Origin of the sequence: Nocardia sp. NPDC050718 (assembly GCF_040654235.1) — a bacterium.
Classification (GTDB): Bacteria; Actinomycetota; Actinomycetes; order Mycobacteriales; family Mycobacteriaceae; genus Nocardia.
Genome location: NZ_JBFAHQ010000002.1, coordinates 735,324 through 759,843, shown reverse-complemented (window position 1 = coordinate 759,843; position 24,520 = coordinate 735,324). Strand labels below are relative to the sequence as shown.

Genomic DNA, 24,520 nt, shown 5'->3' with positions numbered 1-24,520 from the left:
ATAGCCAGACAGAATGATCAACCACCACTGCGCAGGTTGAAACAAGAGGATTCCCAGACCCGATGGAACCCCCGAAAACTGGGGTCTGGAGAACAAAACGACAGGGAGGTAGTCGCTGTAACCGCAGGTCAAGACACATATGGCAACGCCCGCGGCAATCGCCGAGCAGCTTCCAGAAGGAAAGAAATAAATGAACGAATCAGCATGAGTGAAACAGTTGGTTGCCACACTTCGGAACCGGAGCTAGGTTACCGGCATCACATCGACCACCGATTGTGATGACCGCCCGCGGAGAGGGATCTCCCTCTCTTCGGGCACGACAACAGCGCAAGGAGATACTTCATGGGCTCGTTCGATGAGCTGCTACTCGGCGTACTGGGCGGAATGGCGTCCGCGAACCAGGGCGACCTTCTGCTCGAGACCTTCCTGGGTTCCGTCGAAGCGTTCTTCCCGTAATCCGAAATCACCCGTAGGAGTAAGACATGGGTTCCCTCTACGAAATGTTCGCCACCGGCATGGCCAGTCTCGGCGACACCACCCTGCCCCTCGTCCAGGCGCTGATCTCCCTGAGCGGTGGCACGCCCATCGGCGGCTGACCCACCCCTGACCTCAGGTTTCTCGACAATCAAGCAAGGAAGCCTTCTTCCCGTAGCCCGATCAACCGCCGCACCAGCGGGGGCCGGCCGTCGTCCGGCCCCCGCACCGCCCGAGAAGTCAGCAGGCCCGCATCACCATGAACAACGACATGCTCCGCGCCCTCCTGTCGGCCGCCTGTGTCGTGGCGCTCGCCGCGACACCCGTGTTCGCCGACACCGGGCAGGCCGCGGCCACCACCGGCGCCCGCCTGGTGAGCCGGACCCAGTCCGGCCAGGTCGCCGACATCAGCGTCTACTCCCCCGCCATGGATCGCACGATCGCGCTACGCGTGCTGCGGCCGGCCGACACCGCGACCCCGGCACCGACGTTGTACCTGCTCAACGGCGCGGGCGGCGGCGAGGATTCGGCCAACTGGCCGGGGCAGACCGACGCGGGCGGGTTCTTCGCCGACAAGCACGTCAACGTCGTCATCCCGATGGAGGGCGCGTTCAGCTACTACACCGACTGGCTGCGCCCCGACGAGAAGCTCGGGAAGAACCTCGAGAACAACGGCCGCAACATGTGGACGACGTTCCTCACCCAGGAGCTGCCGCCGGTCGTCGACGCGACCTTCGGCACCACCGGCGTCAACTCGCTGGCGGGCATCTCGATGGCGGGCACCTCGGTCCTCGACCTCGCCATCCAGGCCCCCGACCTGTACCGCAGCGTGTCCGCCTACAGCGGCTGCGCGATGACCAGCGATCCGATCGGCCGTGGCTTCGTCTCGCTGGTGGTGCGGATGGGCGGCGGCGACGTGGAGAACATGTGGGGCCCGGTCACCGACGCCGCCTGGCGCGAACACGACCCCTTCGTCCAGGCCCACCGCCTACCGGATATCCCGATGTACATTTCTGCCGGAACGGGTTTGCCCGGAATTCACGACACACTGCAGAATCCGCGAGTTCATATCAACGGAAAGAATCCGACCTCCATTCTGACGAATCAAATGCTCGTCGGCGGCGGCATCGAAGCGGCGACCATGTATTGCACGGCGAATTTGGCCCAGCGAACCCAGCAGCTCGGCCGCACGAATATCACCTACAACCTCCGGCCGACCGGAACTCACTCGTGGGGCTATTGGGAAGACGACCTGCACGCGTCGTGGCCGATGATGGCGACGGCGCTGGGCCTGTGAGCGCCGAACTCCGGGTCGGCACCGAGCAGCTGCGCCCGCGCGACGCGGTGTTCGTCTACGACGAGACCGACCGGCACCTGTCGAACGTCGTCGGGGTGTACCTCGCCGACTCCGCGGGCCGGGCACCGCTGACCATCGGCGAGGTCTTGGACTGGGTGCGCGCGAGCATCGGGCACGCGGCGCTGTTCCACCGGCGGCTGCACCGCGTGCCGATGGACCTGGACCTGCCGTACTGGGTGCCCGATCCGTCCATGTCGGTGCGCGACCACGTCTCGCTGGAGCGGCCGGGCACCTGGGACGACGCGCGCGCTAGGATCGCCGAGATCACCGCCACGCGCATGGATCTCACGCGGCCACCGTGGCGCATCCATGTGCTCGACCGCGTCGACGGGGTCCCGGCGATGCCGGGCCCGACCACCATCGTGGTGCTCGCGTTCCATCACAGTGCCGGCGACGGCGTCGCCACCCGCGCGCTCGAGCAGCGGCTGTTCGGCGCCGAGCCGGCGCCGGCGATCCGGCTCGACGAGCCGCGCCCGCTGGTCCGGGCGATCCGCACGAGCGCCGCGCTCCCGCTGCGGCCCGCGCGGTTCGTCGGCGGATTGCGGCGCGCCCGCGCGGCGCAGGACGAACTCCGCGCACTGGTCGACGCGGGCGCGGTGCACGAACCGGTGGCCGAACGCCCCGCGACCCGCTTCAACCGGGATATCCACGCGGAGCTCACCTTCCACCTGATCGCGCTGCCGATGCCGGAGGTGCTCACCGCGAAAGCCGCGGCGCCACAGCGGGTCACGATCAACGACCTGATGCTGACGACGATCGCCGGCGCGCTGGCCGCCTATCTCGCCGAGCACGACGAGACGCCCGACGGCTCGCTCGCCGCGATGGTGCCGATGTCGATGCGCGGTGTGGCCGACTGGGATTCGGCGAACCAGCTCAGCCAGATGATCGTCGACCTGCACACCGACCTAGCCGATCCACTCGCCCGGCTGGCCGCGGTCCGGCGGTCGGCGGGCCTGGCCAAGCAGCGGACCACCGACCCGGTGGTGCGGCGCGGTGACCGCCGGGTGGAGACCGCGCCCGCGCTGCTGCTGCGCGCGGCCGGATGGGCTAGGGCGCAACGGCGTTTCGACGACGCGGCGACGGTGCCGCTGTGCAACACCACCATCAGCAATGTGCCGCCGGTGACCGACAGCCTGGTCTTCTGCGGGCGGCCGATCCGCCGGGTGGTCGGCGCGCTGCCGATCCTCGACGGCGACGGCCTGCGGCACCTGATCACCTCGCAGGGTGACGACATCGTCATCGCCGTCACCACGAATCCGGGGATGATGCCGGACCCGGAGCACTACGGCGAACTCGTGCTGCGGTCGTTCCGGGAACTCGCCGCGGCGGTCCGCGCCGCGACCGGCTCCTAGCGTTGCAGGCAGCTGGTCCGGCGCACCGGCAGACCCCGGTCCTCGAGCGCGCCGAGCAGGAGCTGGCCGCGCCGGGCGCCCGCGGTGGCGTCGGTGCGGGCCAGGTCGGGCACATAGGTCGCCGCGCCGATGACGGATTCGCCGACCAGCGACCAGAACCGGCGCGCGGGCAGGCCGGAGCAGCGGGTGAGCACGGACTGCAGCGGAATCAGCGAGGACGCGCACCGCTGGGCCAGCCAGACCGCCATCGCCGCCTCGCAGGGCAGCGCGACGGCGTCGCGCTCGTCGACCTCGGGGTCACCGGCGACGACCCGAATCGTGGTGTCGGACAATCCCGCCCAGTCGATGCCACCATCGTTGTCATGATGGATCCAGAGATTGTCCCGGCCGGGATCCCAGGCGCGGCCCGCCATCACGAACAGCGCCGTCACCCGGCCGACGACCGCGTGGATGAGGGCGGTCGCCACCACCTCGGCGGCGATGTCGTCGTTGATCATCTCGGCGGCGTGCCTGCGGTACATGAGCTCGACGCGGCCCTCGGACAGCCCGTTCGGCACATGCCACCAGCGGCGCTTTCCCTGACCGGCCATCGCCGCCACGGCATAGACCCGCGGATGTTCGGGTTGCAGCGATTGCAACCGGGCACACGCGCGATCGAACGCGGCGGTGCTGCGGGACGTGGCGGTGGTGACGGGCTCGGGCATCGAACCTCCTCGAACAGTGGGTTCCCGTGACGATGATGTCTCGGAACATAGGTTAGGCTTACCAGACTTCACAAGTCGTGTCCGGATTCGAGTCAGGAGAAGTTCGTCGCCGTGATCCACCCTGGCACCGTCAGACGTCGTCGTCTGACCGGGCTTCTTCTGCTCGTCTTGCTGCTCACCGTCGCGGTGGTGGCGAGCATCGCCATCGGTACCCGCTCGCTCGCACCGGCCACGGTGTTCGACGCCGTCACACACGCTCTCGGCTGCGACGGCGGCCCGTTCCGATGCCCGGCCCGCTCCACCGCCGAGGAAATCGTGCGTGAGCTACGTCTGCCGCGCACCGCGTTGGCCCTGGTCGCCGGGATGGCGCTGGGCATCGCGGGCGCGCTCATCCAGGGGTATACCCGGAATCCGCTCGCTGATGCCGGTTTGTTGGGACTGAATGCCGGCGCGGGATTCCTGGCCGCGCTCAGCATCTATCTGTTCGGCTTCACCGCGCCGAGCCAGTACATCTGGTTCGCCTTCGCCGGGTCCGCGATCGCGGGCATCATCGTGTTCGGGGTGTCCTCGATCGGCGGCGGCAAGGCGAGTCCGCTGAGCCTGGTGCTCGCGGGCGCGGCCGTCACCGCGTTCCTGCAGGCGATGACCAATGCCGTGATCGTGCTCGACAACGCCGCGCTCGACACCTACCGGTTCTGGGTGGTCGGGACGGTGAACGGGCGCGAGGGCGGGGTGTTCTGGCAGGTGCTGCCGTTCCTGGTGATCGGGATGGCGATGGCGGTCGCGGCGGCGCCCAGCCTGAACCTGCTCAGCCTCGGGGACGACGTCGCCCGCGGGCTCGGCGTCGACGTCGGCCGGGCGCGGGCGTTCGGCCTGTTCGCGGTGGTACTGCTCAGCGGCGCCGCCACCGCGGCCATCGGGCCGATCGCCTTCCTCGGGCTGGTGGTGCCGCATATCGCGCGCACGATCACCGGGCCCGACAACCGCTGGCTGATCCCCTATTCGGGACTGATCGGCGGCCTGCTGCTGCTGGTCGCCGACATCGCGGGCCGGGTGGTCGCCCGGCCGGGCGAACTCCAGGTCGGCGTGATGCTCGCCGCGATCGGCGCGCCGTTCTTCATCGCGCTGGTGCGCCGCAAGAAGTTGGTGACGCTGTGAGCACACTCGAGACGTACACACCCACCGACGCGGGCGCCGCGCTGCGCAAGGTGCGCCCCGCGCTGCGGATCGGGCCGATGTCGCTGGTGTGGCGGCCGGTGCTGCTGGGTGCCGTGCTGGCCCTCGCGGCGCTGGTCTTCGCGCTGTTCTGCCTGGATATCGCCGTCGGCGAGACCAACATCCCGCTGAGCCGGGTCCTCGACGTCCTCGGCGGCGGTGGCACCCGATCGCAGCGGTTCATCATCATCGAGTCGCGGCTGCCGCGGGCGCTGACGGCCGTGGTGGTCGGCGCCGCGCTCGGCCTGTCCGGCGCGCTCATGCAGTCGATCTTGCACAACCCGCTGGCCGGGCCCGATGTCCTCGGGATCACCACCGGTGCCAGTGTCGGCGCGGTCGCGGTGCTGGTCGGCAGCGGCGGCGCGACCACCGGACTGATCGCCACGGTCGGCGCGCCGCTGGCCGCGCTCACCGGCGGCCTGCTCACCGCGATCGTCATCTACCTGCTCGCCTGGGGGCGCGGCCGGGCCGGGGAACGCGGGGTCACCGGCTTCCGCCTGGTCCTCATCGGCATCGGCGTCAACGCGGTGCTGATGTCGGTGATCAGCTGGCTGCTCACCCGGGCCAGCCTCACCGACGCCGCGCGGGCTCAGCTGTGGCTCACCGGATCGCTCAACGCCGCAGACCTGGCCAGGGTCGTACCCGCGGTGCTCGCGCTGGCCGTGGTGACCGTGATCGCGCTGGTCTCGGCGCGGACGCTGGCCGCGCTGCGCCTCGGCGAGGAGTCGACCCGGGTGCTCGGCGTGCGGATCCAGGCCCAGCAGGCGCTGCTCATCGGCGCCGCGGTGGTGGCGGCGTCGGTGGCCACGGCGGCCGTGGGGCCGGTCGGCTTCGTCGCGCTCGCGGCGCCTCAGATCGCCAGGATGGCGCTGCGCACGCCGGGTGAACCGCTCATCGCCTCGGCGCTGACCGGCGCCGGGCTGGTCGCCGCGGCCGATATCATCTCGCGCACACTGCTTCCCGTCGAACTGCCCGTCGGTATCGTGACCGCCGCGCTCGGCGGGCCGTTCCTGCTCTACCTGCTCGTCCGCATGAACCGGAAGGCCACGCTCTGATGACCAGCCCCGCCCATCGCCTCGCCGCCGACGGCGTCTCCCTCGGCTACGGCGAGCGGGTGATCGTCGACGAGCTGAGCCTCGACATCGCGCCCGGCGTGGTCACCACGGTCATCGGTCCCAACGGCTGCGGCAAGTCGACGCTGCTCAAGTCGCTGGGCAGGCTGCTGCGCCCCCGCGACGGGCAGGTCGTGCTCGACGGCAAGGCCATCTCGACGATGAAGACCAAGGACGTCGCCCGGGTGATCGGCATGCTGCCGCAGACCCCGGTCGCCCCCGAGGGCCTCACCGTCGCGGATCTCGTCGCCCGCGGCAGGCACCCGCACCAGTCCTGGCTGCGGCAGTGGTCGGCCGACGACGAGACCGAGGTCGCCGCCGCGCTGGCCCAGACCGGCATCGCCGACCTGGCCGAGCGCACCCTCGACGAGCTCTCCGGCGGCCAGCGCCAGCGCGCCTGGATCTCGATGGCCCTGGCCCAGGGCACCGACATCCTGCTGCTCGACGAGCCGACCACCTACCTCGACCTCGCGCACTCGCTCGAGGTGCTCGACCTCGTCGACCGGCTGCACGCCGAGTACGGGCGCACCGTGGTCATGGTGCTGCACGATCTCAACCTCGCCATCCGCTACAGCGACGAGCTCGTGGTGATGTCGGCCGGGCGCATCGTGGCGCGGGGCAAGCCCGCCGACATCGTCACCGCCGAGCTGCTCGCCGAGGTGTTCGGGCTCGAGGCGACCGTCCTCACCGATCCGGTCTCCGGGCGGCCGATGATCGTCCCGATCGGCACCCGGCACGTGCACGGCGCCGACGGGTATGACGAATGACACACCAGCAAACCCCCCGTTACGACAATCTGTAGTACGCATCTTTGTCGTTGAGTCCGTAAAATTGTGGGATGGCAGGACTCGGCGAACTCGAAAAAGCGGTCATGGACCAGTTGTGGTCGGCCGACGAACCGCAGACGGTGCGGCAGGTCCACGAAGCACTGGCCGCACGGCGCGAGCTCGCGTACACGACAGTGATGACCGTGCTGCAGCGGCTGGCGAAAAAGGACCTGGTGGTGCAGCGGCGCGATGATCGCGCCCATCGATACGCACCGGTACACAGCCGCGACGAGCTCGTCGCGAGCCTGATGGTCGACGCGTTGCAGCAGGCCGACGCGGCGGGCAGCCGCGCCGCCGCGCTGGTGCACTTCGTGGAACAGGTGGGCAAGGACGAGGCCGATGCCCTCAGGGAGGCACTCGCCAAGCTCGAATCCGACGAGAAGAGCAGCTAGACTCCCTGGCGGCTCTCACAACGACGTGAGCGCCCCTGGTCCCACAACGCAGTGAGCAGAGTCGATGAACGCAACCGCGGCAGTCTTCGCCGGTCTCGCCTTGCTTCTCGCAGGGCCGGTACCAGCGCTGCTCAGTCGCGCGACCTGGGTGCATCGATCGCCGCGCGCGGCCCTGGTGCTGTGGCAGGCCATCGCGCTGGCCGCCGTGCTCAGCGCCTTCGGTTCCGGGCTGGCCATCGCCAGCCTGCTGCTCGTCCCCGGCCCCGACGGTAGGCCGACCACCTCCCCCACCAAGGAGATCGACGCGCTCGGTCTGCCACTGTGGACGATCTACGTGCTGGTCTTCGCGCTGACCCTGATGATCGGCGCCCGGCTCATCTTCTCCATCGTGCGCGTCGGCGTGCACACCCGTCGCCGCAGGTCCCGGCATCGCATGCTGGTCGATCTGCTGGATCAGAGCGGGCCGGTCCGCCGCGCCGCCGATATCCGCGTGCTCGCCGCGACCGAACCCATCGCCTACTGCCTGCCCGGGCTGCGGCAGCGGGTGGTGCTCAGCGAAGGCACGCTGACCAGCCTCGACGACGCCGAGGTCACCGCGATCGTCAGTCACGAACGCTCGCATCTGCGGGCCCGCCACGACCTGGTGCTCGAGGCGTTCACCGCGGTCCACGAGGCGTTCCCCCGGGTGGTCCGCAGCAAGGCCGCGCTCGGCTCGGTGAAACTGCTGATCGAACTGCTCGCCGACGACTCCGCGGTCAAGGTCACCGGCCCCAAGCCGCTGGCGCGCGCGCTGGTCGCGTGTGCGAAGTCGACCGCGCCGCAGGGCGCGCTGGCCGCGGGCGGACCGACCACGCTGATCCGCATCCAGCGGCTCGCGGGCCGCACCGGCGACGTGAGAGTCGCCACCGCCGCGTACCTCGGGTCGGCGGCCATCCTGGTCGTGCCGACGCTCGCCGTCGCGGTGCCGTGGTTGCAGGAGCTGAACCGGCTCTTCCGCGGCTGACCTGGCGATTCGCCGCCCTTGTCGGTGCCGGGACGGCATCGGTCCCGGCCGCCCGTGCCGCCACCGGACCCCCTCGCACAATCATCGCTACAAACGGTCGTCTGACCAGCGCGTTTACCCACGTGCCACCGATCCCGCCTATCCTGGGAGATCGGTCCTTCCTGCTGGGCCGCACCCCGTGCACGCCCTCGGCGTATCCGGGTCATCGGCGCCGGTCATCTTCCAGCGCGATGCGCAGCCCAACGAAAGGCCATTTTGTCTTCCTCTTCGCGTCCCGACGCCACCTTCGCCGACCTCGGTCTGCCCGTCGCACTGGTGCAGACCCTGCGCAACGCGGGCATCGAGAAGCCCTTCCCCATCCAGGCCGCCACCATCGGCGACGCGCTCGCCGGCCGTGACGTGCTCGGCCGCGGCCCGACCGGCTCGGGCAAGACCCTCGCCTTCGGCCTGCCGATGCTGGCCCGTCTCACCGGCGCGTCCGCCAAGCCGGGCCGCCCGCGCGGCCTGGTGCTGGTCCCGACCCGCGAACTCGCCTCGCAGATCGAGCGCGCGCTCGACGAGGCCGCCCTCTCGCTCGGCCTGCGCGTGGCCTCCGTCGTCGGCGGTGCGCCGATCAAGCGCCAGGCCGACCGGCTCGCGCGCGGCGTCGACCTGCTCATCGCCACTCCCGGCCGCCTCGACGACCTGATCAAGCAGCGCGCCGCCGACCTGTCCGACGTGACGATCACCGCGCTCGACGAGGCCGACCACATGGCCGACATGGGCTTCCTGCCCCAGGTCACCCGGCTGCTCGACCGCACGCCGAAGGACGGTCAGCGCCTGCTGTTCTCGGCCACCCTCGACGGTGACGTGGACAAGCTGGTCAAGCGGTACATGCACCAGCCGGTCACCCACTCCACCGCGCCGCCGGAGGCATCGGTGACCACCATGTCGCACCACCTGCTCTACGTGCGCGACAAGAACGTCAAGCGCTCGGTCGCCACCGAGATCGCCGCCCGCGAGGGCCTGACCATCATGTTCGTGCGCACCAAGCACGGCGCGGACCGGCTGGCCAAGCAGCTGCGTGGCGCCGGTGTCGCGGCGGGCTCGCTGCACGGAGGCAAGGCGCAGAACAATCGCACCCGCACCCTGGCGGCGTTCGCCGACGGCTCGGTGCCGGTGCTGGTCACCACCGATGTCGCCGCGCGCGGCATCCACATCGACGGCGTCTCGCTGGTCGTGCACTTCGACCCGCCCGCCGAGCACAAGGCCTACCTGCACCGGGCCGGGCGCACCGCGCGCGCCGGTGAGGAGGGCGTCGTGGTCACCCTCGTCACCGACGAGGAGCGCAAGGACGTCGCCGCGATGACCCGCAAGGCCGGTGTCCAGACCGACGGCGTCGAGGTCCGCCCCGGCGACCGGAAGCTGGTGGAGATCACCGGCGCCCGCAAGCCCAGCGGCATCGCGCTGGCCGCGCCCGCCGCACCGGCCCAGGCCGCCGCGCCGAAGTCGGCGACCGGTGGACGCTCGCGCCGTCCCCGCTCCGGTGGCGCACCGGCGGGCGAGGCCGCGCAGGGCCACAGCCGCGGCGCGGGCGCGCCCCGCCGGGAGCGTCCGGCGGGCGAGTCGCGCGGCCGCAAGCCCGCGGGCACCGGCGGACACGCCCGCAGCGGCGACACGCCGACGAATTCGCGTCGTCGAGCCGCGCGTCCGGCGGCTCCGGCCACCCGCCGCAACCGCACGGCAAACTGAATCACCGCGTGGGCGAACCGATTACGGTTCGGCCACGCTGCTGTTCGGGGCGCGTCGTTCCGGCGCCCTCGTCGACCCGGTGATCGGCGCCGACGGCGTGTTCACACCGTCGTCCCGAGGACGACTCGGCACGCGACTGATCGACTCGGCCCGCGGTCACGCGATCGATCGACGGCTTGTCGGTGCGGTCGTCGGGCCGGGCGCCTCCCGGCGTCACCGCGGTCCGGCTGCCACACTGACCTGGTGACGAACCGTTCGATCGCCGCGATCGTGTGCGCCGTCGTCGCCGCGATGCTGTTCGCGGTGTCGTCGGTGGCGCAGCAGCGGGCGGCGGCCGCGGTCCCGGGGAACGCGTCGCTGGTGGGCTCGCTGCTGCGGAACAAGCGGTGGTGGGCGGCGATCGTCGGCGATATCGGCGGGTACGGCATGCAGGTGCTCGCGCTCGCCTTCGGTGCGGTGCTGGTGGTCCAGCCGATCCTGGTCAGCTCGCTGGTCTTCGCGCTGCCGCTGTCCGCGCGCTTGAACCATCAGCGGATCACCGGGCGGGCCGCCGCGACGGCGCTGGTCCTGGTGACCGCGCTGGTCCTGTTCCTCGTCATCGGCGATCCGACCGCGGGCGAGCAGACCGCACCGCTGCGAGAGTGGCTGGCGCCCTTGGCGATTCTGCTCGGCATCGTCGCCGTCGCGACGCTGGCGGGGTTCCTGGTGCGCAAGCCGGCCGAGCGGGCGCTGGCCCTCGGGCTCGCCGGCGGCGCGCTGTTCGGCCTGGCCGCCGCGCTCACCGACCGCGTGGTCACCCTGTTCGGTGACGGGCCGGGCAGCGTGCTCACGGGCTGGCAGACCTGGGCGCTGGTCGGGGCCGGGCTGCTCGGCTTCTACCTCCAGCAGCGGGCCTACCAGGCCGGACCGCTGTCCGCCTCGCTCCCCGCGGCGGCGGTGGCCGAACCACTGGCCGCCGCGTTCCTCGGCCTGACCGCCCTGAACGAGCAGCTGCGCACCGACGGCCTCGGCCTGGTGGCCGTCGTGACCTGCGTCGTCGTGATGTGCGTGGCCACCGTCGTGCTGTGCCGGTCGCAGGCGGCGCCGCTCGCGGAAGCGGCCGACACCGCGCACTGAGGTGCCGCCCACGACACACCTCACACGGCTATCATCGAACGAGTGCGATTTCTTCCGGGACCCCAGCCGCCGTACGACCTGACCTACGACGACATCTTCCTCGTCCCGAACCGGACGGATGTCGCGTCCCGGTTCGATGTGGACCTGGCCAGCGTCGACGGGTCCGGCACCACCATCCCCCTCGTGGTCGCGAACATGACCGCCGTCGCGGGCAAGCGGATGGCCGAGACCGTCGCCCGCCGAGGCGGACTCGTCGTGCTCCCCCAGGATCTGCCGATCCCCGCGGCCGCCGACACGATCGCGTTCGTGAAGAGCCGCTCGCTCACCGCCGACACCCCCGTCACCCTCGACCCCGACCACTCGGTGTCCGACGCGGTGGCGCTGATGCACAAGCGCGCGCACGGCGCGGTCGTGATCGTCGAGGACGGCAAGCCGGTCGGGGTGGTCACCGAGGCCGCCTGCGCCGATGTCGACCGGTTCGCGCGGCTGCGCGAGGTGGCGTTCACCGATTTCGTGCAGGCCCCCGTCGACGAGTCGCCGCGCGAGATCTTCGACCGCCTCGCCGAGGCGCACGCCCAGCTCGCCGTGCTCACCCACACCGACGGCACCCTGGCCGGCGTGATGACCCGCACCGGCGCGATCCGGGCGGGCATCTACACCCCCGCGGTCGACGCGAACGGTAAGCTGCGGGTCGCCGCCGCGGTCGGCATCAACGGTGACGTGGCCGCCAAGGCGAAGGCGCTGGCCGAGGCGGGCGCGGACGTGCTCGTCATCGACACCGCGCACGGCCACCAGGCCAAGATGCTCGAATCGCTGCGCGCCGTCGCCGATCTCGGGCTCGGCGTGCCGCTGGCGGCGGGCAATGTCGTGTCCGCCGAGGGCACCCGCGACCTGGCCGCGGCGGGCGCGAACATCATCAAGGTCGGCGTCGGCCCCGGCGCCATGTGCACCACCCGCATGATGACCGGCGTCGGCCGCCCGCAGTTCTCCGCGGTGGCCGAATGCGCCGCGGCGGCCGCGGAACTCGGCGTGCACGTGTGGGCCGACGGTGGCGTGCGGCACCCGCGTGACGTCGCCCTGGCGCTGGCCGCCGGCGCGTCGAACGTGATGATCGGCTCCTGGTTCGCCGGCACCTACGAATCCCCCGGCGACCTGCGCGTCGATCGCGACGGCAATGCCTACAAGGAGAGCTTCGGCATGGCCTCCAAGCGGGCCGTGGCCGCCCGCACCGCCGCCGACAGCGGCTTCGACCGGGCCCGCAAGGCGCTGTTCGAGGAGGGCATCTCCAGCTCGCGGATGCGCCTCGACCCCGAGCGGCCCGGCGTCGAGGACCTCATCGACCACATCTGCTCCGGCGTGCGCAGCTCCTGCACCTACGCCGGCGCCCGCTCGCTGCCGGAGTTCCACGAGCGCGCCGTGCTCGGTGTGCAGTCCGCGGCCGGATTCGCGGAGGGACGCCCGCTGCCCAGCGGCTGGTGACCACCGACCGACAGCGGCCGATCGGGACTCCGGTCCCGATCGGCCGCTGTCGCTTCGCCCCGCGCCGCTGACACATCATCGATGCGGACCGATTACTATGGAGTTGCCGATCTCGGCAGCGCTTTTTCCCCACCCCGAAAGGATCCAGTTGTCACCCGCGTCCAAGGGCGCCACACAGGAGGGTTCCTCTACGGAGCCGGGTGACCAACCCGGCGTCCTCCTTTCCGCAGCGTCCGTTCGATCTCTCGATCTCCCCACGGCATCACCCGGGTGGTGCTGAGGATGTCCATCGTTCTGACCGTGCTCAGCCTGCTCGGCTTCATCGCTCTCACCCTCGGCACCGCGCTCTTCGTCGCCGCCGAGTTCTCCCTCACCGCACTGGAACGCAGCACCGTCGAGGCCGCGGCCCGCGAAGGTGACGTCCGCTCCCGGCTGGTCAAGCAGGCCCACCACACCCTGTCCTTCCAGCTCTCCGGCGCGCAGCTCGGCATCACCATCACCACCCTGATCACCGGCTTCATCGCCGAACCCGTGCTGGCCCGGCTGCTCGATCCGGTGCTGGACGCGGCGGGCCTGAGCCCCAACGCCGCGCACGGCGTCGCCCTGGTGGTGGCGCTGGTCCTGGCGACCTCGCTGTCGATGATCTACGGCGAACTCGTGCCGAAGAACATCGCCATCGCCAAGCCGATGGCCACCGCCCGGCTCACGGCGGGCCCGATGATCTGGTTCTCGGCCATGTTCAAGTGGCTGATCCGGTTCCTCAACGGCGCCGCCAACTGGATCGTGCGCAGGCTGGGCATCGAGCCCGCCGAGGAACTGCGCTCGGCTCGCTCACCGCAGGAGCTGGGTTCGCTGGTGCGCACCTCCGCGCTGCGCGGCGCCATGGATCAACGCACCGCGCAGGTCATGGACCGTTCGCTGGAATTCGGTGAGCGCAGTGCCGAAGACCTGATGACACCCCGGGTGAAGGTCGAATCGCTCAACCGCGACGACACCATCGCCGACCTCATCGCCGCCTCCGCCCGCACCGGCTACTCCCGGTTCCCGGTCATCGACGGCGACCTGGACAACGCGCTCGGCGTCGTGCACGTCAAACAGGCGTTCACCCATCCGGCGCATCTGCGCAAGCAGATCCCGTTGAGCAAGCTGGCCGTCGCCGTGCCGATCGTGCCGGCCAGTCTCGACGGTGACGACGTGATGGAACGGGTCCGCGCCGACGGCATGCAGGTCGCGCTGGTCGTCGACGAGTACGGCGGCACCGCGGGCATGGTGACCATGGAGGACCTCATCGAGGAGATCCTCGGCGACGTGCGCGACGAGCACGACGAGGAGGAACGCGATGTCCGCCGGGTCTCCGACGGCTGGGACTGCTCGGGTCTGATGCGCATCGACGAGGTGTCGCGCGCGACCGGATACGAAGCGCCGGAAGGCGAATACGAAACGCTGGGCGGTCTCGTGCTGACCCAGCTCGGCCGGATCCCGGCCACCGGCGACGAGGTGGTGCTGCCCGAATCCCGCGGTTCCGGCGGCGGCTGGATCGCCCGGGTGGAACGGATGGACGGGCGGCGCATCGACCGGGTGCGCTTGATCCCGGTCGACGCGGCGCACCTGGCGGCACGGGAGCACAACCATGGGTGACCTGTTCGGAATCGTGCTCACCGTGGTCCTGCTGGCGGCCAACGCGTTCTTCGTCGCCGCCGAGTTCGCGCTCATCTCCGCACGCCGCGACCGGCTGGAAGCGCTTGTCGCACAAGGCAAGAAGAACGCGAAGACGGTCATCGAGGCCGGTGAGAACCTGTCGATCATGCTGGCCGCGGCCCAGCTCGGCATCACCATCTGCTCGATCCTGCTCGGCCGGGTCGGCGAACCCGCGGTGGCGCATCTGCTCGAGGGCCCCTTCGAGTTGCTCGGCATGCCCGATCAGCTGCTGCACCCGATCTCGTTCACGCTCGCGCTGTCGCTGGTGGTGATCCTGCACATCCTGCTGGGCGAGATGGTGCCGAAGAACATCGCGCTGGCCGGGCCGGAACGCTCGGCCCTGCTGCTGGTGCCGATCCACCTGGTGTGGTTGCGGATCGCGCGCCCGCTCATCGCGCTGTACAACTACCTCGCCAACCTCTCGCTGCGCATGCTGCGGGTGGAACCGAAGGACGAGCTCGACGCGACGGTCTCCACGGTGGAGCTGGCCGAGATGATCGGCGAGTCCCGCTCGGAGGGGCTGCTCGACGAGGAGGAGCACCGCAGGCTCACCCAGGCGCTGGGGACCTCGGAGCGGATCGTCGGCGATGTGATGGTGCCGCTGGCGCAGGCGCGCTCGGTGCCGTTGCGCGGCAACGGCACCACCCTCGGCGATATCGAGGCCGCGGTCGGCGAGACCGGGTTCTCGCGGTATCCGGTGCGCGCCACCGACGGGTCGCTGGTCGGCTATCTGCACGTCAAGGACGTGCTGGACAAGGTCGCCGACGACACCGCCGGACCGGAGACGCAGATCCCGCGGACCGATATCCGCCCGCTGCCCACGGTCAGCTCCGGCACCACGCTGTACGAGGCGCTGGCCCGCCTGCGCCGCACCAACAGCCACCTGGGCCGGGTGGTGGACAGCCGGGGCAACACCGTCGGCGTCGTCGCGCTCGAGGATCTGATCGAGGAGTTCGTCGGCACCGTGCGCGACGGTACCCACCGACTCGCCGAATGAGTTCCGTGACAACGGATCTCGCGCACAAGTAGGCCACTCGGACACGGCTCGACCATTCGGTCGGGCCGTTTTCCGTTCCACCACCGGACCTCGTGCACCCTTGACTAATTGGTAACCTATGGGTTACCAATTAGGAGTGGATGTGTTCGAGGCCCTGGCCGACCCGGTACGCCGCGACCTGCTCGTGCGGCTCGCCGATTCCCCGGCGCGCGTCGTCGACCTCGCCGCGGACCACCCCATCAGCAGGCCCGCGATCAGCAAGCACCTGCGTGCCCTGACCGAGGCGGGCCTGGTCGAGGCCGAACCGCACGGCCGCGAACGTCACTATCGCCTGGCCCCGGCGGGACTCACCCCGCTGTGGACCTACCTGGAGCAGCTGCGCCCGGCCCGCCCGCCGATCCCGGAGCACGCGCTCGACGGCCTGGACCTCGAGGTCCGCCGCACCACCCGTGAGCGCAGGGCCACCCCCGGCGCCGCTACCGACAAGGAGCAGACAGCATGACCATTCCCACCGCGACCGGCCACCGCCGCGACTACGCCGACGGCACCTACTGCGAATGGACGCGGACCTTCCGCGCCCCGATCGAGGACGTCTGGGCGGCCGTCACCGAGCCGGAACGGCTCGCGCGCTGGCTCGGCACCTGGACCGGCGACCCGGCCGATGGCGAGGTGAAGTTCCAGATGCTCTTCGAGGGCGAGATGCCCGCCGAACGCTTCCACATCGACGAGTGCGACGCCCCGCACCGGCTGCGGATCACCACCTCCATGCCCTACGACGGCGAGAACCCCGAACACTGGCAACTGCGCCTCGACCTCACCGAGGACGCGGGCGTCACCACGCTCACCTTCGCCCAGAACGTCCCCGACCCCACCATGGCCGAGGGCGTCGGCCCCGGCTGGGACTACTACCTCGACCGCCTGGTCGCCGCCGAGACCGACCGCGATCCGGCCACCGTCGTTTTCGACGACTACTTCCCGGCCCTGTCCGAGCACTACCGCAAGGAATTCGGCCTCACCGCCTGATCACCGGCTCCCAGGTCACCGGCGACCCCGGCGTCTCCTGTCCGATCGCCGGGCAGGAGGCGGGCCAGCGCCGACGTCGCGATGCGGTAGACGAACACCGCGGGCACGACGACCAGGAGCACCACCCGGAGCCCTACGGCGAGGGCGGCGAGGACCACGAAGCCCGGGCCGAGGCCGTCGGGTGAGCCGAAGCCCTGTCGCGCGGACAGGGCTGTCACCACCCAGTGCAGGGCGAGGTAGGCCACGAGCAAGACGGCCGCGATGCCGAGCAGCCGCAGGTCGGCGCGTCGTCTCATCGGGCCAGCTCCGGTCCGGAGGTCAGGAAGGCGAGCAGCAGGGCGTTGCCGATCACGCCGCCGGTCGCGAACCGGGCACGGGTGCCGCTCCGCACGGGCAGCCCGAAGAGGTCGGTGGTGCGATAGAGGCGGGTGAACAGGTCGCGGTGGCCGAAGGCCCGGGCCGGAGCGAGGGCGAAACCGGTGGCGGCCACCGAGATGCCGAGGACCAGCGGGCCGCTGTCCATATCTCCCGAGCCGCTGTAGCCGTCACCGTATTCGTCGATGGCGCCGAAGCCGAGGACGCCGCGTTCCTGGCGGAACAGCCCGTTCGCCAGCTCGGCGGCGAGCGCCCGATCCGCGAAACCGGCGAAGTACGCCGCGAGTCCGGTTCCCGACGCGCGGGGGGCGTCGTGGGCTCGCCCGTCGACGCCCATGCGCTGGATCACCAGTCCGGTGGCTCGGTCGAGCTGGACCGCGCGGACCCGATCGGCCCAGTGCGCGATGACCGCGGCGTGGTCGGCGCCGGTCACCCGGCCGTGGACGGCGATCGCGGCGGCGACGGCGGCCACATCGGTCGGGTAGGCCTCGCCGGGAAAGGTGTCGAGCAGCCCGGTCGACGAGGCGAGCAGCCGCCGTTCGAGCGCGGCGATCACCGCGTCGTGCTGGACCGCGAGGTCAGCGGGGAACGCCGGATCGACCAGCCGGGCCAAGCCGAGCGCGAGGGCTGGATAGGACAGGTAGGCGTGGCCGTCGGCGCTGTCGAGCTCGGCCAGCCCGTCGCGGCCGTGCCAGGCCGAGGTGAACTCCGCCCGCATCTGGGGCAGCAGACTCTTGACCGCCGCGCGGGTGATCACCGGGGCGTAGCGCTCCCGCCAGTCGGGATGGGCCAGGCACAGCTGCGCCAGTCCCTGCGCGGTCATCTGGTGGACGAGCAGCCCCCACATGCCCGCGATCCCGTCTCCCCCACCGGTGGCCCGCCGATGATCGTCGGCGGCCTCGAACGCGACCAGCTCCTCGGCGAGCGCGCGCGCCGGTCCCGGGTCACCGCGATACCAGGCGTCGGCGTCGCGACCACACCACCACCGCGGCAGCAGACACCCGACGACCACCGCCATCAGCAGCGCGATCACCACGATGAGCGGGCGCCGATACCGCTGCCCTCGGCGCACCCCGCCGCCCGAACTCCCCATATCCCCGAAGGTACCTGCGCGGCAGGGGTTCCCACCGTGGCCTACCGTAGCCGTATCGACCGGACGGGGAGCCGGAGCTCCGGCGAGAAGCGCCGTCGCCGACGTGGGGTTCGGGGTGGATCAGGCACGCCGGACCGGTGCGGGAGAATAGCCGGGTGAGCGCGCACGACAACCCAGACCGAGCGCTCGACCTGCGGATTGTGCCCGCGGTCGAGTGGCGGGAACGCGCGCGGGCACATCGGGACCGCCTCGACGAGCTGGTCGGGCCCTACCTCGAACGTCGCGCGGCGGGCACCACCCACCCGGTCGTGGATTTCCTCTTCACGTACTACGGCAACAAGCCCGCGCAGTTGCGCCGCTGGCATCCGGGCTTCGGCATCGCGCTGAGAGACGCGCGCGATTACGCGGGGGCCCGGGGCTATCACCAGGTGGACGCCGATACCTATACCGCCGATCCGGCGTACCTGGCGAAACGACGCGACACGATCGTCTTCGTCGACCGGCTGCTCGGCGCGACCGCGCAGCGCCCCACGCACCTGTCGTGCTTCGGGCTGCACGAATGGGCGATGGTCTACCGCACCGACGATGTCCGCCATCAGCAGGTGCCGCTGCGCCTGGGGCACGCGGGTACCGACGCGGTGGTCGAGTCGATGTCGTTGCGGTGCACCCACTTCGACGCGTTCCGCTTCTTCACCCCCGACGCCGTCGGCCGTAACGCCGAACCCCTCACCCGCGCCGACCAGGTGCAGCGGGAACAACCCGGCTGCCTGCACGCCAACATGGACCTCTACAAGTGGAGCTTCAAGCTCGCTCCGCTGATTCCCTCCGATCTCCTGCTGGACTGCTTCGAACTCGCCTGCACCGCACGCGAACTCGATATGCGCGCCAGCCCGTACGATCTGCGCGCGTTCGGCTACGAGCCGGTGCGCATCGAAACACCCAGCGGCCGCGCCGACTATGTGCGGGCGCAGGCCGCGGTGGCCGAAGCGGCCGACCTCCTGCGCACCCGGCTGCGGCGCGCCTGCTCCGAGCTGTCGACCGCGCTGGAGACGCGCACTCCGCACTGATCGTCGGCGCCGCGTGGCCGTCGCGCGCAATGCCGGTGTACTACATTCTTTCTCGGTCGCGGCGTGGCGTGGCGGGGACGGCGATCGAAGGAGTGGGACGTGCCGTTGGCAGCGGGGGCGGTATTCGCCGGATACACCATCGAGCGCATGCTGGGCGCGGGCGGCATGGGCGTCGTGTACCTGGCGCGGCATCCCCGGCTCGACCGCCGGGTCGCGTTGAAGGTACTCAACGACTCGTTCGCCGCCGACCCGCACGCCAGGGCCGCCTTCGACCGCGAGGCTGCGGTGGCGGCGGGCCTCGATCACCCGAACATCGTGGCGGTGCACGACCGCAGCGCCCCGGACGATGCCGCGCTGTGGCTGGCCATCCGCTACGTCGACGGTGGCGACGTCGCCGCCGTGATCGACGCCGCGCCGAGCGGCATCGCCGTCGACCGGGCGGTGCGGCTGCTCACCGACGCCGCCCACGCCCTCGATTTCGCGCACCGCAACGGGGTGCTGCACCGTGACGTCAAACCGGCGAACCTGCTGGTCGAAAACGATCCGCGGCACGGGGAACGCGCCCTGCTCACCGATTTCGGCATCGCCAGGTCGCTGGACGGCACCCAGACCCGATCGGGGGTGTCGGCGACCCTCGCCTATGTCGCACCGGAACGGTTCTCCGCCGAGCCGACCGACCATCGCGCCGACATCTATTCGCTCGGCTGCACCCTCTACGAGCTCCTCACCGGGAAGAAGCCGTTCGAAGGCCGCGACGACTACGCGCTCATCGGGGCCCATCTCAACGAGCAGCCCACGCCACCCCGCGACCGTCGCGGTAACCTCCCGGCCGGGTTGGACGCCGTCCTGGCCACGGCATTGGCCAAGCGGCCCGCCGATCGATTCCCGACGTGCCTCGCCTTCGCGGACGCGGTGGCGCGGGCGGCGGCTCCGGCGGCGCCGACCGTTGTCCGCGGCGAAGCCCCGCCCACACCGCGGCCACCGGCCCGCACCGCGCGGCGCGGCACCGCGAGCACCGCCCGACCGGTCGCGACCACCCGGACAGCGCCCATCGTCGTCGCCCGGCCACGCCCCGGGCTCAGCGCTCCGGTGAACGCGGTCGCGTTCAGCCCCGACAGCGCCGTGCTCGCCACCACCGCCGACGGGCCGGACGGCGACGGTCACCTCCAGCTCTCCGACGCCCGCACCGGTGCGCCGATCGGTGCGCTGCTGCGCGACAGGGACATCCCGATCCAGGCACTGGCTTTCAGCCCGCAGGGCACGTTGCTCGCCGCCGGCGGCGACGGTGTTCAGCTGTGGGATCCGCGCGCCGGGCACGTCGTGCAGCGACCGGTGCTGCACCGCCCCGACCTGGTCACCGCACTCGCGTTCGGACCCGAGGGCACCGTGCTCGCGATCGGAACCTGCCGTGGGCGCGTCGAGCTGTGGAACACCCGGACGGCGAGCCCGATCGGGCCGCCGATCACCGGGCGGATCACCGAGGTGAACTCCGTGGCGTTCGGTCCCGACGCCGCGCTGCTCGCGATCGGGGGCACCTCCCCGGTGTGGAAACGCAGGCCGGTGCAGGTGTGGCGGCCGGCGATCGGCGAACCGGACAGCCGGGCCCTACCCGGGCTCCCGTCGAAGGTCACCTCGGTGGCCTTCAGTCCGGACGGAGCGCTGCTCGCCGTCGGCGGCGGCGACGGCACCGTCTGCCTCCTCCACCTCGACCCCTCGGCCCGCGCAATCCAGCAGACCTGGATCCACTCGCACACCGACACGGTGCAGTCGGTGGCCTTCAGCCCGGACGGCGCCCTGCTGGCGGTCGGCGGCGACGACGCGCTGGTCCGGCTCTGGGACGTCCGGACGGCGCAGCCGTACCGCGCGCCCCTGCTGTGTCCGGCCGACACGCTCGCGTTCAGCCCCGACGGCACCCTCCTCGCGACCGGTGGCGCCGGGCCGACCCACCTGTGGCAGGTCGGCAACCTACCGGACTGATCGGGTCAGCGCGCCGCCACGCCGCCCTGCTCGTCGTCCTCGGTGGGTTCGGTGACCAGGGCGAAGTCGCCGTCGTGCTGTTCGGTGCCCTTGTCCACGGCGATCTCGACGAGTTCGATGCCGCGGTCGGCGCGGACGATCAGCGGGTCTTCGCGCAGGTCCTTGTAGAGCGAGACGCACATCGCGGCCATCACCACCAGGAACGGCAGCGAGACCACGGTGGTCAGGGCCTGCAGGCCGGTGAGGGCGCCGCCCAGGTCGTCGGAATCGGCGATGACCAGCATGATCGCGGCGACGGCACCGGTCGCGGCGCCCCAGAAGATGACGATCGGGCGGGACGGTTCGATGCTGCCGCGTTCGGACAGGGTGCCCATCACGATCGAGGCCGCGTCGGCGCCGGAGACGAAGAAGATGCCGACCAGGATCATCACGACCACCGTGGTGACCGAGGTGAGCGGGTACTGGTCCAGCAGGTGGAACAGCGCGAAGTCCGAATCGACGGTGCCGTTGGGTTCGGTGAGATCGCCGTGCTCGGCCTGTTCGGCGATGCCCGCGCCGCCGAAGATCGCGAACCACAGCAGGCTGACCGCGCTCGGTACCAGCAGCACGCCGGTGACGAACTGGCGGATGGTGCGGCCGCGGCTGATCCGCGCGATGAACATGCCGACGAACGGGGTCCACGAGATCCACCAGGCCCAGTAGAAGATCGTCCAGCTCGACAGCCACTGCTGCATCGCCTCGTCACCGGCGCCGGTGCGCGACGCCATCGTCGGCAGCATTTCCACGTAGTCGCCGATGGAGGTCGGCACCATGTTCAGGACGAACAGCGTCGGCCCGGCGACGAAGACGAACGCCGCGATCGCCAGCGCCAGCACCATATTGATGTTGGACAGCCACTGGATGCCGCGTTCCACCCCCGAGACCGCCGACAGCACGAACGCGACGGTCAGGCCGGAGATGATGGCGACCAGGCCGACCTTGCCGATGCCGTCGATCCAGCCGTTGAACTCCATGCCCGCACCGATCTGCAGGGCGCCGAGACCGAGCGAGGCCGCCGACCCGAACAGGGTCGCGAAGATCGCCATCATGTCGATGGCGCGCCCGCCGATCCCGTCGGCGTGGCGGCCGAGCAGCGGCCGGAACACCGCGGAGATCAACTGCGAGCGGCCTTTCCGGAAGGTGCCGTAGGCGATGGCCAGACCCGCCACCGCGTAGATCGCCCACGGGTGCAGCGTCCAGTGGAACAGCGTGGTGGCCATGGCGACCTCGGCGGCCGCCGGAGAACCGGGTTCCGCGGTGTGCGGTGGCGGAGTCACGAAGTGCGACAACGGTTCCGCCACGCCCCAGAACATCAGGCCGATGCCCATGCCCGCGCTGAACATCATCGCGATCCAGGAGACGGTGCGAAATTCGGGCTTCTCGTCGTCGGCGCCGAGCGGGATCCGGCCGTATCGGCTGACCGCCAGCCAGATCACGAAGACGACGAAGGTCGTGGCCACCAGGACGAACAACCAGCCGGTATTGGTGATGACCCATTTCTGCGCGGTGCCCGCCGCCGAGGCCAGGCTCTCGTCGTCGAGCACGCCCCAGGCGACGAAGGCGAGGGCGCCGATCGCGGTGGCGCAGAAGACGAACAGATCGATCCGGGACTTCCCCGGCGATCTACCGGCTATCGGGCTCCCGTCCGCGTCCGCGTCACCGGACCTGCCTACGACATCGTTCGACATGGAATCCGAGTCCTTTCCGGTCGCGGAAGACGGCCCTGACAGACACGCAGTCGTAACGCAGGCAACCGTACAGCGTTCCTCCGCCCGGGTGGGGGACCCGACTCGCCGGTCGAGCGGCCGTTCGGCGAAATCGCCCCCGCGGCGGGGTCGCCCGACTTACCATCCAAAGCAGCGGACTGCTGTCTGAGTCAGTTCGGGTCGCGGGGCATGATCGGGAGGCAAGGATGCGCGCACGGTCGGGACGGTCGGTCCTGCGATTCACGGCGTCAGCCGCGGTCGCGGTGCTGGTGGCGATGGGGGTGCCCGCGGGTTCGGCGGCGGACCCGTTCGCGGATCTCACCGGTGCGGTGCAGGAATTCCTCGATGTCGGGCGAACATCGGTGCCGCGCGCCGACTGTGGGCCGGGCTCGCTGCCCGAGACCGGGATGCAGGGCGACGTGCCCGCCGGTGACCGAGACAGTGCGCGCAGCACGCAGGGGTACCGCTGCAATATGTCGATGGTCGGCAACTATCAGGGGCGCGGCGCGGGCATCACCTCGACCAGTTTCGAGCACTGCGCCTATATGGGCACATTCTTCCCCGGCAATATGCTCAGCGAGCAGCAGGGCGTGCAGGTGCTCGACGTCTCCGATCCGGCGAATCCGCGGCGCACCGCGACGCTGACCGAACCCGCCATGCTGGCCGGGACCTGGGAGACGCTGAAGGTCAACACCACTCGCAAGTTGCTGGTCGGTACCGGCGTCCCGGTCGCGATCGGCGCGGGCTATCTGTCGGTCTACGACATCTCCGACTGCGCGCATCCGCGCCTGCTCAATCCGGGCACCGGCTCGAATCTGCTGATGCCACTACCGATCACGACGCACGAGGGCGGCTTCTCCCCCGACGGGCGGACGTACTGGGCCTCCGGGATCGCGCCGGGATTCCTCAGTGCGATCGACCTCACCGATCCCTCGCAGCCGCGGGTGGTCTGGCAGGGGCTGACCGGCATCGAGGCGCACGGCCTCGGCGTGAGCCCGGACGGCAACCGGCTCTACATCTCCGCGCTCGGAGGTTTCACCGTGCTCGACGTGAGCGCGGTGCAGCGGCGCGACCCGAATCCGCAGGTGCCGCACCTGGGCCGGACGTTCTGGACCGACGGGTGGGCCACCCAGCACAGTGTGCCGGTGACCTACGACGGCGTCCCGCACGTCTTCACCGTCGACGAAGGGGGTTCCGGCGGCGTGAAACTCATCGACGTGTCCGTTGACGGCGACCCGAACATCAGGGCGAAGATCAAGCTGGAGATCAACCTGCCGCACAACATCGACGCCAATGTCGGGTCGTCCATGGGTGGTTCGGTGTTCTCCTACGAATCGCACTACTGCGCGGCTGATCGGCCCGACGATCCGACGGCGCTGGCGTGCGGGTGGATCTCCTCCGGAATCCGGGTGTTCGACGTGCGCGACCCGGACGCGATCCGCGAGATCGCGTATTTCAATCCGCCCGCCAGGACCGGCCGCAACCTGGAGGTCTGGAACTCGCCGCACGCGCTGGCCTCGATCGTCGGCGTACCGGCGATGAGCGCGCCCGCGGCGCTGCGGGCGATGGCCGAGGGGCTGTTCGATCCCGCGCAGGTGCTCACCTCGCGCGCAGGCGACATCGCCTTCGGCGACATGTCGACCGACTGGTGCTTCTCGCCGCCGGAGTGGCGGGGCGATCAGCTCTATGTCGCCTGCTCCGACAACGGGTTCATGGTGTTGCAGCTCGACAACGCGGTGTATTCGCCGCCGGCGGATCAGCAGTCCACCGTGGGGTCGTGAGG

21 protein-coding genes are annotated in these 24,520 nt (G+C 70.7%); 17 read left to right on the top strand and 4 right to left on the bottom strand.

The genetic code is table 11. The features are described from left to right. Positions 1–745 precede the first annotated feature (745 nt). Positions 746–1,771, top strand: coding sequence for an alpha/beta hydrolase family protein (locus tag AB0H54_RS13005; RefSeq protein ID WP_357345262.1), 1,026 nt, complete (start codon positions 746–748; stop codon positions 1,769–1,771). Beyond that, positions 1,768–3,183 carry a wax ester/triacylglycerol synthase domain-containing protein gene (locus AB0H54_RS13000; protein ID WP_357345260.1) on the top strand — a complete coding sequence of 472 codons (1,416 nt, stop codon included), beginning with the start codon at positions 1,768–1,770 and terminating at the stop codon, positions 3,181–3,183. The genes AB0H54_RS13005 and AB0H54_RS13000 overlap by 4 nt, the downstream gene beginning before the upstream one ends. Here AB0H54_RS13000 and AB0H54_RS12995 read toward each other — a convergent pair. After that, positions 3,180–3,887 (bottom strand): hypothetical protein, encoded by a 708-nt coding sequence (locus tag AB0H54_RS12995; RefSeq protein WP_355275874.1) that lies wholly within the window; start codon positions 3,885–3,887, stop codon positions 3,180–3,182. The two genes, AB0H54_RS13000 and AB0H54_RS12995, sit on opposite strands and share 4 nt — an antisense overlap. A gap of 168 nt (positions 3,888–4,055) precedes the next feature. On the opposite strand from AB0H54_RS12995, the gene AB0H54_RS12990 reads away from it, so the two are divergent. The 12 genes from AB0H54_RS12990 (at position 4,056) to AB0H54_RS12935 (ending at position 16,480) form a co-directional block, all read left to right on the top strand. After that, positions 4,056–5,045: an iron ABC transporter permease gene (locus AB0H54_RS12990; protein ID WP_357345258.1), complete on the top strand. Its 990-nt coding sequence runs from the start codon at positions 4,056–4,058 to the stop codon at positions 5,043–5,045. Beyond that, positions 5,042–6,157: an iron chelate uptake ABC transporter family permease subunit gene (locus AB0H54_RS12985; RefSeq protein WP_357345256.1), complete on the top strand. Its 1,116-nt coding sequence runs from the start codon at positions 5,042–5,044 to the stop codon at positions 6,155–6,157. Before AB0H54_RS12990 ends, AB0H54_RS12985 begins: the two co-directional genes overlap by 4 nt. Next, positions 6,157–6,981: an ABC transporter ATP-binding protein gene (locus AB0H54_RS12980; protein ID WP_355275880.1), complete on the top strand. Its 825-nt coding sequence runs from the start codon at positions 6,157–6,159 to the stop codon at positions 6,979–6,981. The genes AB0H54_RS12985 and AB0H54_RS12980 overlap by 1 nt, the downstream gene beginning before the upstream one ends. A gap of 71 nt (positions 6,982–7,052) precedes the next feature. Then, a complete protein-coding gene (locus tag AB0H54_RS12975; protein WP_019047691.1) occupies positions 7,053–7,433 on the top strand; it encodes a BlaI/MecI/CopY family transcriptional regulator in 381 nt (126 codons plus the stop codon). Positions 7,434–7,497: 64 nt separating this feature from the next. Continuing rightward, a complete protein-coding gene (locus AB0H54_RS12970) occupies positions 7,498–8,436 on the top strand; it encodes a M56 family metallopeptidase (protein ID WP_355275882.1) in 939 nt (312 codons plus the stop codon). Between the two features lie 315 nt (positions 8,437–8,751). Continuing rightward, positions 8,752–10,167: a DEAD/DEAH box helicase gene (locus tag AB0H54_RS12965; RefSeq protein ID WP_357345741.1), complete on the top strand. Its 1,416-nt coding sequence runs from the start codon at positions 8,752–8,754 to the stop codon at positions 10,165–10,167. A gap of 243 nt (positions 10,168–10,410) precedes the next feature. Next, positions 10,411–11,283 carry a DMT family transporter gene (locus AB0H54_RS12960; RefSeq protein WP_357345253.1) on the top strand — a complete coding sequence of 291 codons (873 nt, stop codon included), beginning with the start codon at positions 10,411–10,413 and terminating at the stop codon, positions 11,281–11,283. 42 nt (positions 11,284–11,325) lie between these two features. Continuing rightward, entirely contained in the window at positions 11,326–12,762 is a 1,437-nt protein-coding gene (locus AB0H54_RS12955) for a GuaB1 family IMP dehydrogenase-related protein (RefSeq protein ID WP_355275886.1), read from the top strand. A gap of 282 nt (positions 12,763–13,044) precedes the next feature. Continuing rightward, on the top strand, positions 13,045–14,400 hold the full coding sequence (locus AB0H54_RS12950) for a hemolysin family protein (protein WP_357345251.1): 1,356 nt from the start codon (positions 13,045–13,047) through the stop codon (positions 14,398–14,400). Continuing rightward, complete coding sequence (locus AB0H54_RS12945) at positions 14,393–15,457, top strand: hemolysin family protein (protein WP_355275890.1); 1,065 nt, start codon at positions 14,393–14,395, stop codon at positions 15,455–15,457. Before AB0H54_RS12950 ends, AB0H54_RS12945 begins: the two co-directional genes overlap by 8 nt. A gap of 136 nt (positions 15,458–15,593) precedes the next feature. Next, positions 15,594–15,959: a metalloregulator ArsR/SmtB family transcription factor gene (locus tag AB0H54_RS12940; protein WP_357345249.1), complete on the top strand. Its 366-nt coding sequence runs from the start codon at positions 15,594–15,596 to the stop codon at positions 15,957–15,959. Beyond that, positions 15,956–16,480, top strand: a complete 525-nt coding sequence (locus tag AB0H54_RS12935) for an SRPBCC family protein (protein WP_357345247.1) — start codon at positions 15,956–15,958, stop codon at positions 16,478–16,480. The genes AB0H54_RS12940 and AB0H54_RS12935 overlap by 4 nt, the downstream gene beginning before the upstream one ends. On the opposite strand, the gene AB0H54_RS12930 is transcribed toward AB0H54_RS12935, so the two are convergent. Continuing rightward, positions 16,450–16,776: a hypothetical protein gene (locus AB0H54_RS12930; RefSeq protein ID WP_357345245.1), complete on the bottom strand. Its 327-nt coding sequence runs from the start codon at positions 16,774–16,776 to the stop codon at positions 16,450–16,452. The two genes, AB0H54_RS12935 and AB0H54_RS12930, sit on opposite strands and share 31 nt — an antisense overlap. After that, entirely contained in the window at positions 16,773–17,948 is a 1,176-nt protein-coding gene (locus AB0H54_RS12925) for a hypothetical protein (RefSeq protein WP_357345243.1), read from the bottom strand. Before AB0H54_RS12925 ends, AB0H54_RS12930 begins: the two co-directional genes overlap by 4 nt. Positions 17,949–18,139: 191 nt before the next feature. Here AB0H54_RS12925 and AB0H54_RS12920 point away from each other — a divergent pair, with 191 nt between their 5' ends. Together AB0H54_RS12920 and AB0H54_RS12915 are read left to right on the top strand one after the other, a co-directional pair. Next, positions 18,140–19,015: a 3-methyladenine DNA glycosylase gene (locus AB0H54_RS12920; protein WP_357345739.1), complete on the top strand. Its 876-nt coding sequence runs from the start codon at positions 18,140–18,142 to the stop codon at positions 19,013–19,015. Positions 19,016–19,114: 99 nt separating this feature from the next. Then, positions 19,115–20,992, top strand: a complete 1,878-nt coding sequence (locus tag AB0H54_RS12915) for a serine/threonine-protein kinase (RefSeq protein ID WP_357345241.1) — start codon at positions 19,115–19,117, stop codon at positions 20,990–20,992. 5 nt (positions 20,993–20,997) lie between these two features. On the opposite strand, the gene AB0H54_RS12910 is transcribed toward AB0H54_RS12915, so the two are convergent. Next, complete coding sequence (locus AB0H54_RS12910) at positions 20,998–22,719, bottom strand: BCCT family transporter (protein ID WP_357345239.1); 1,722 nt, start codon at positions 22,717–22,719, stop codon at positions 20,998–21,000. Between the two features lie 224 nt (positions 22,720–22,943). Between AB0H54_RS12910 and AB0H54_RS12905 the strand changes: the two genes are divergently transcribed. Then, a complete protein-coding gene (locus AB0H54_RS12905; RefSeq protein ID WP_357345237.1) occupies positions 22,944–24,518 on the top strand; it encodes a hypothetical protein in 1,575 nt (524 codons plus the stop codon). Positions 24,519–24,520: the final 2 nt, after the last annotated feature.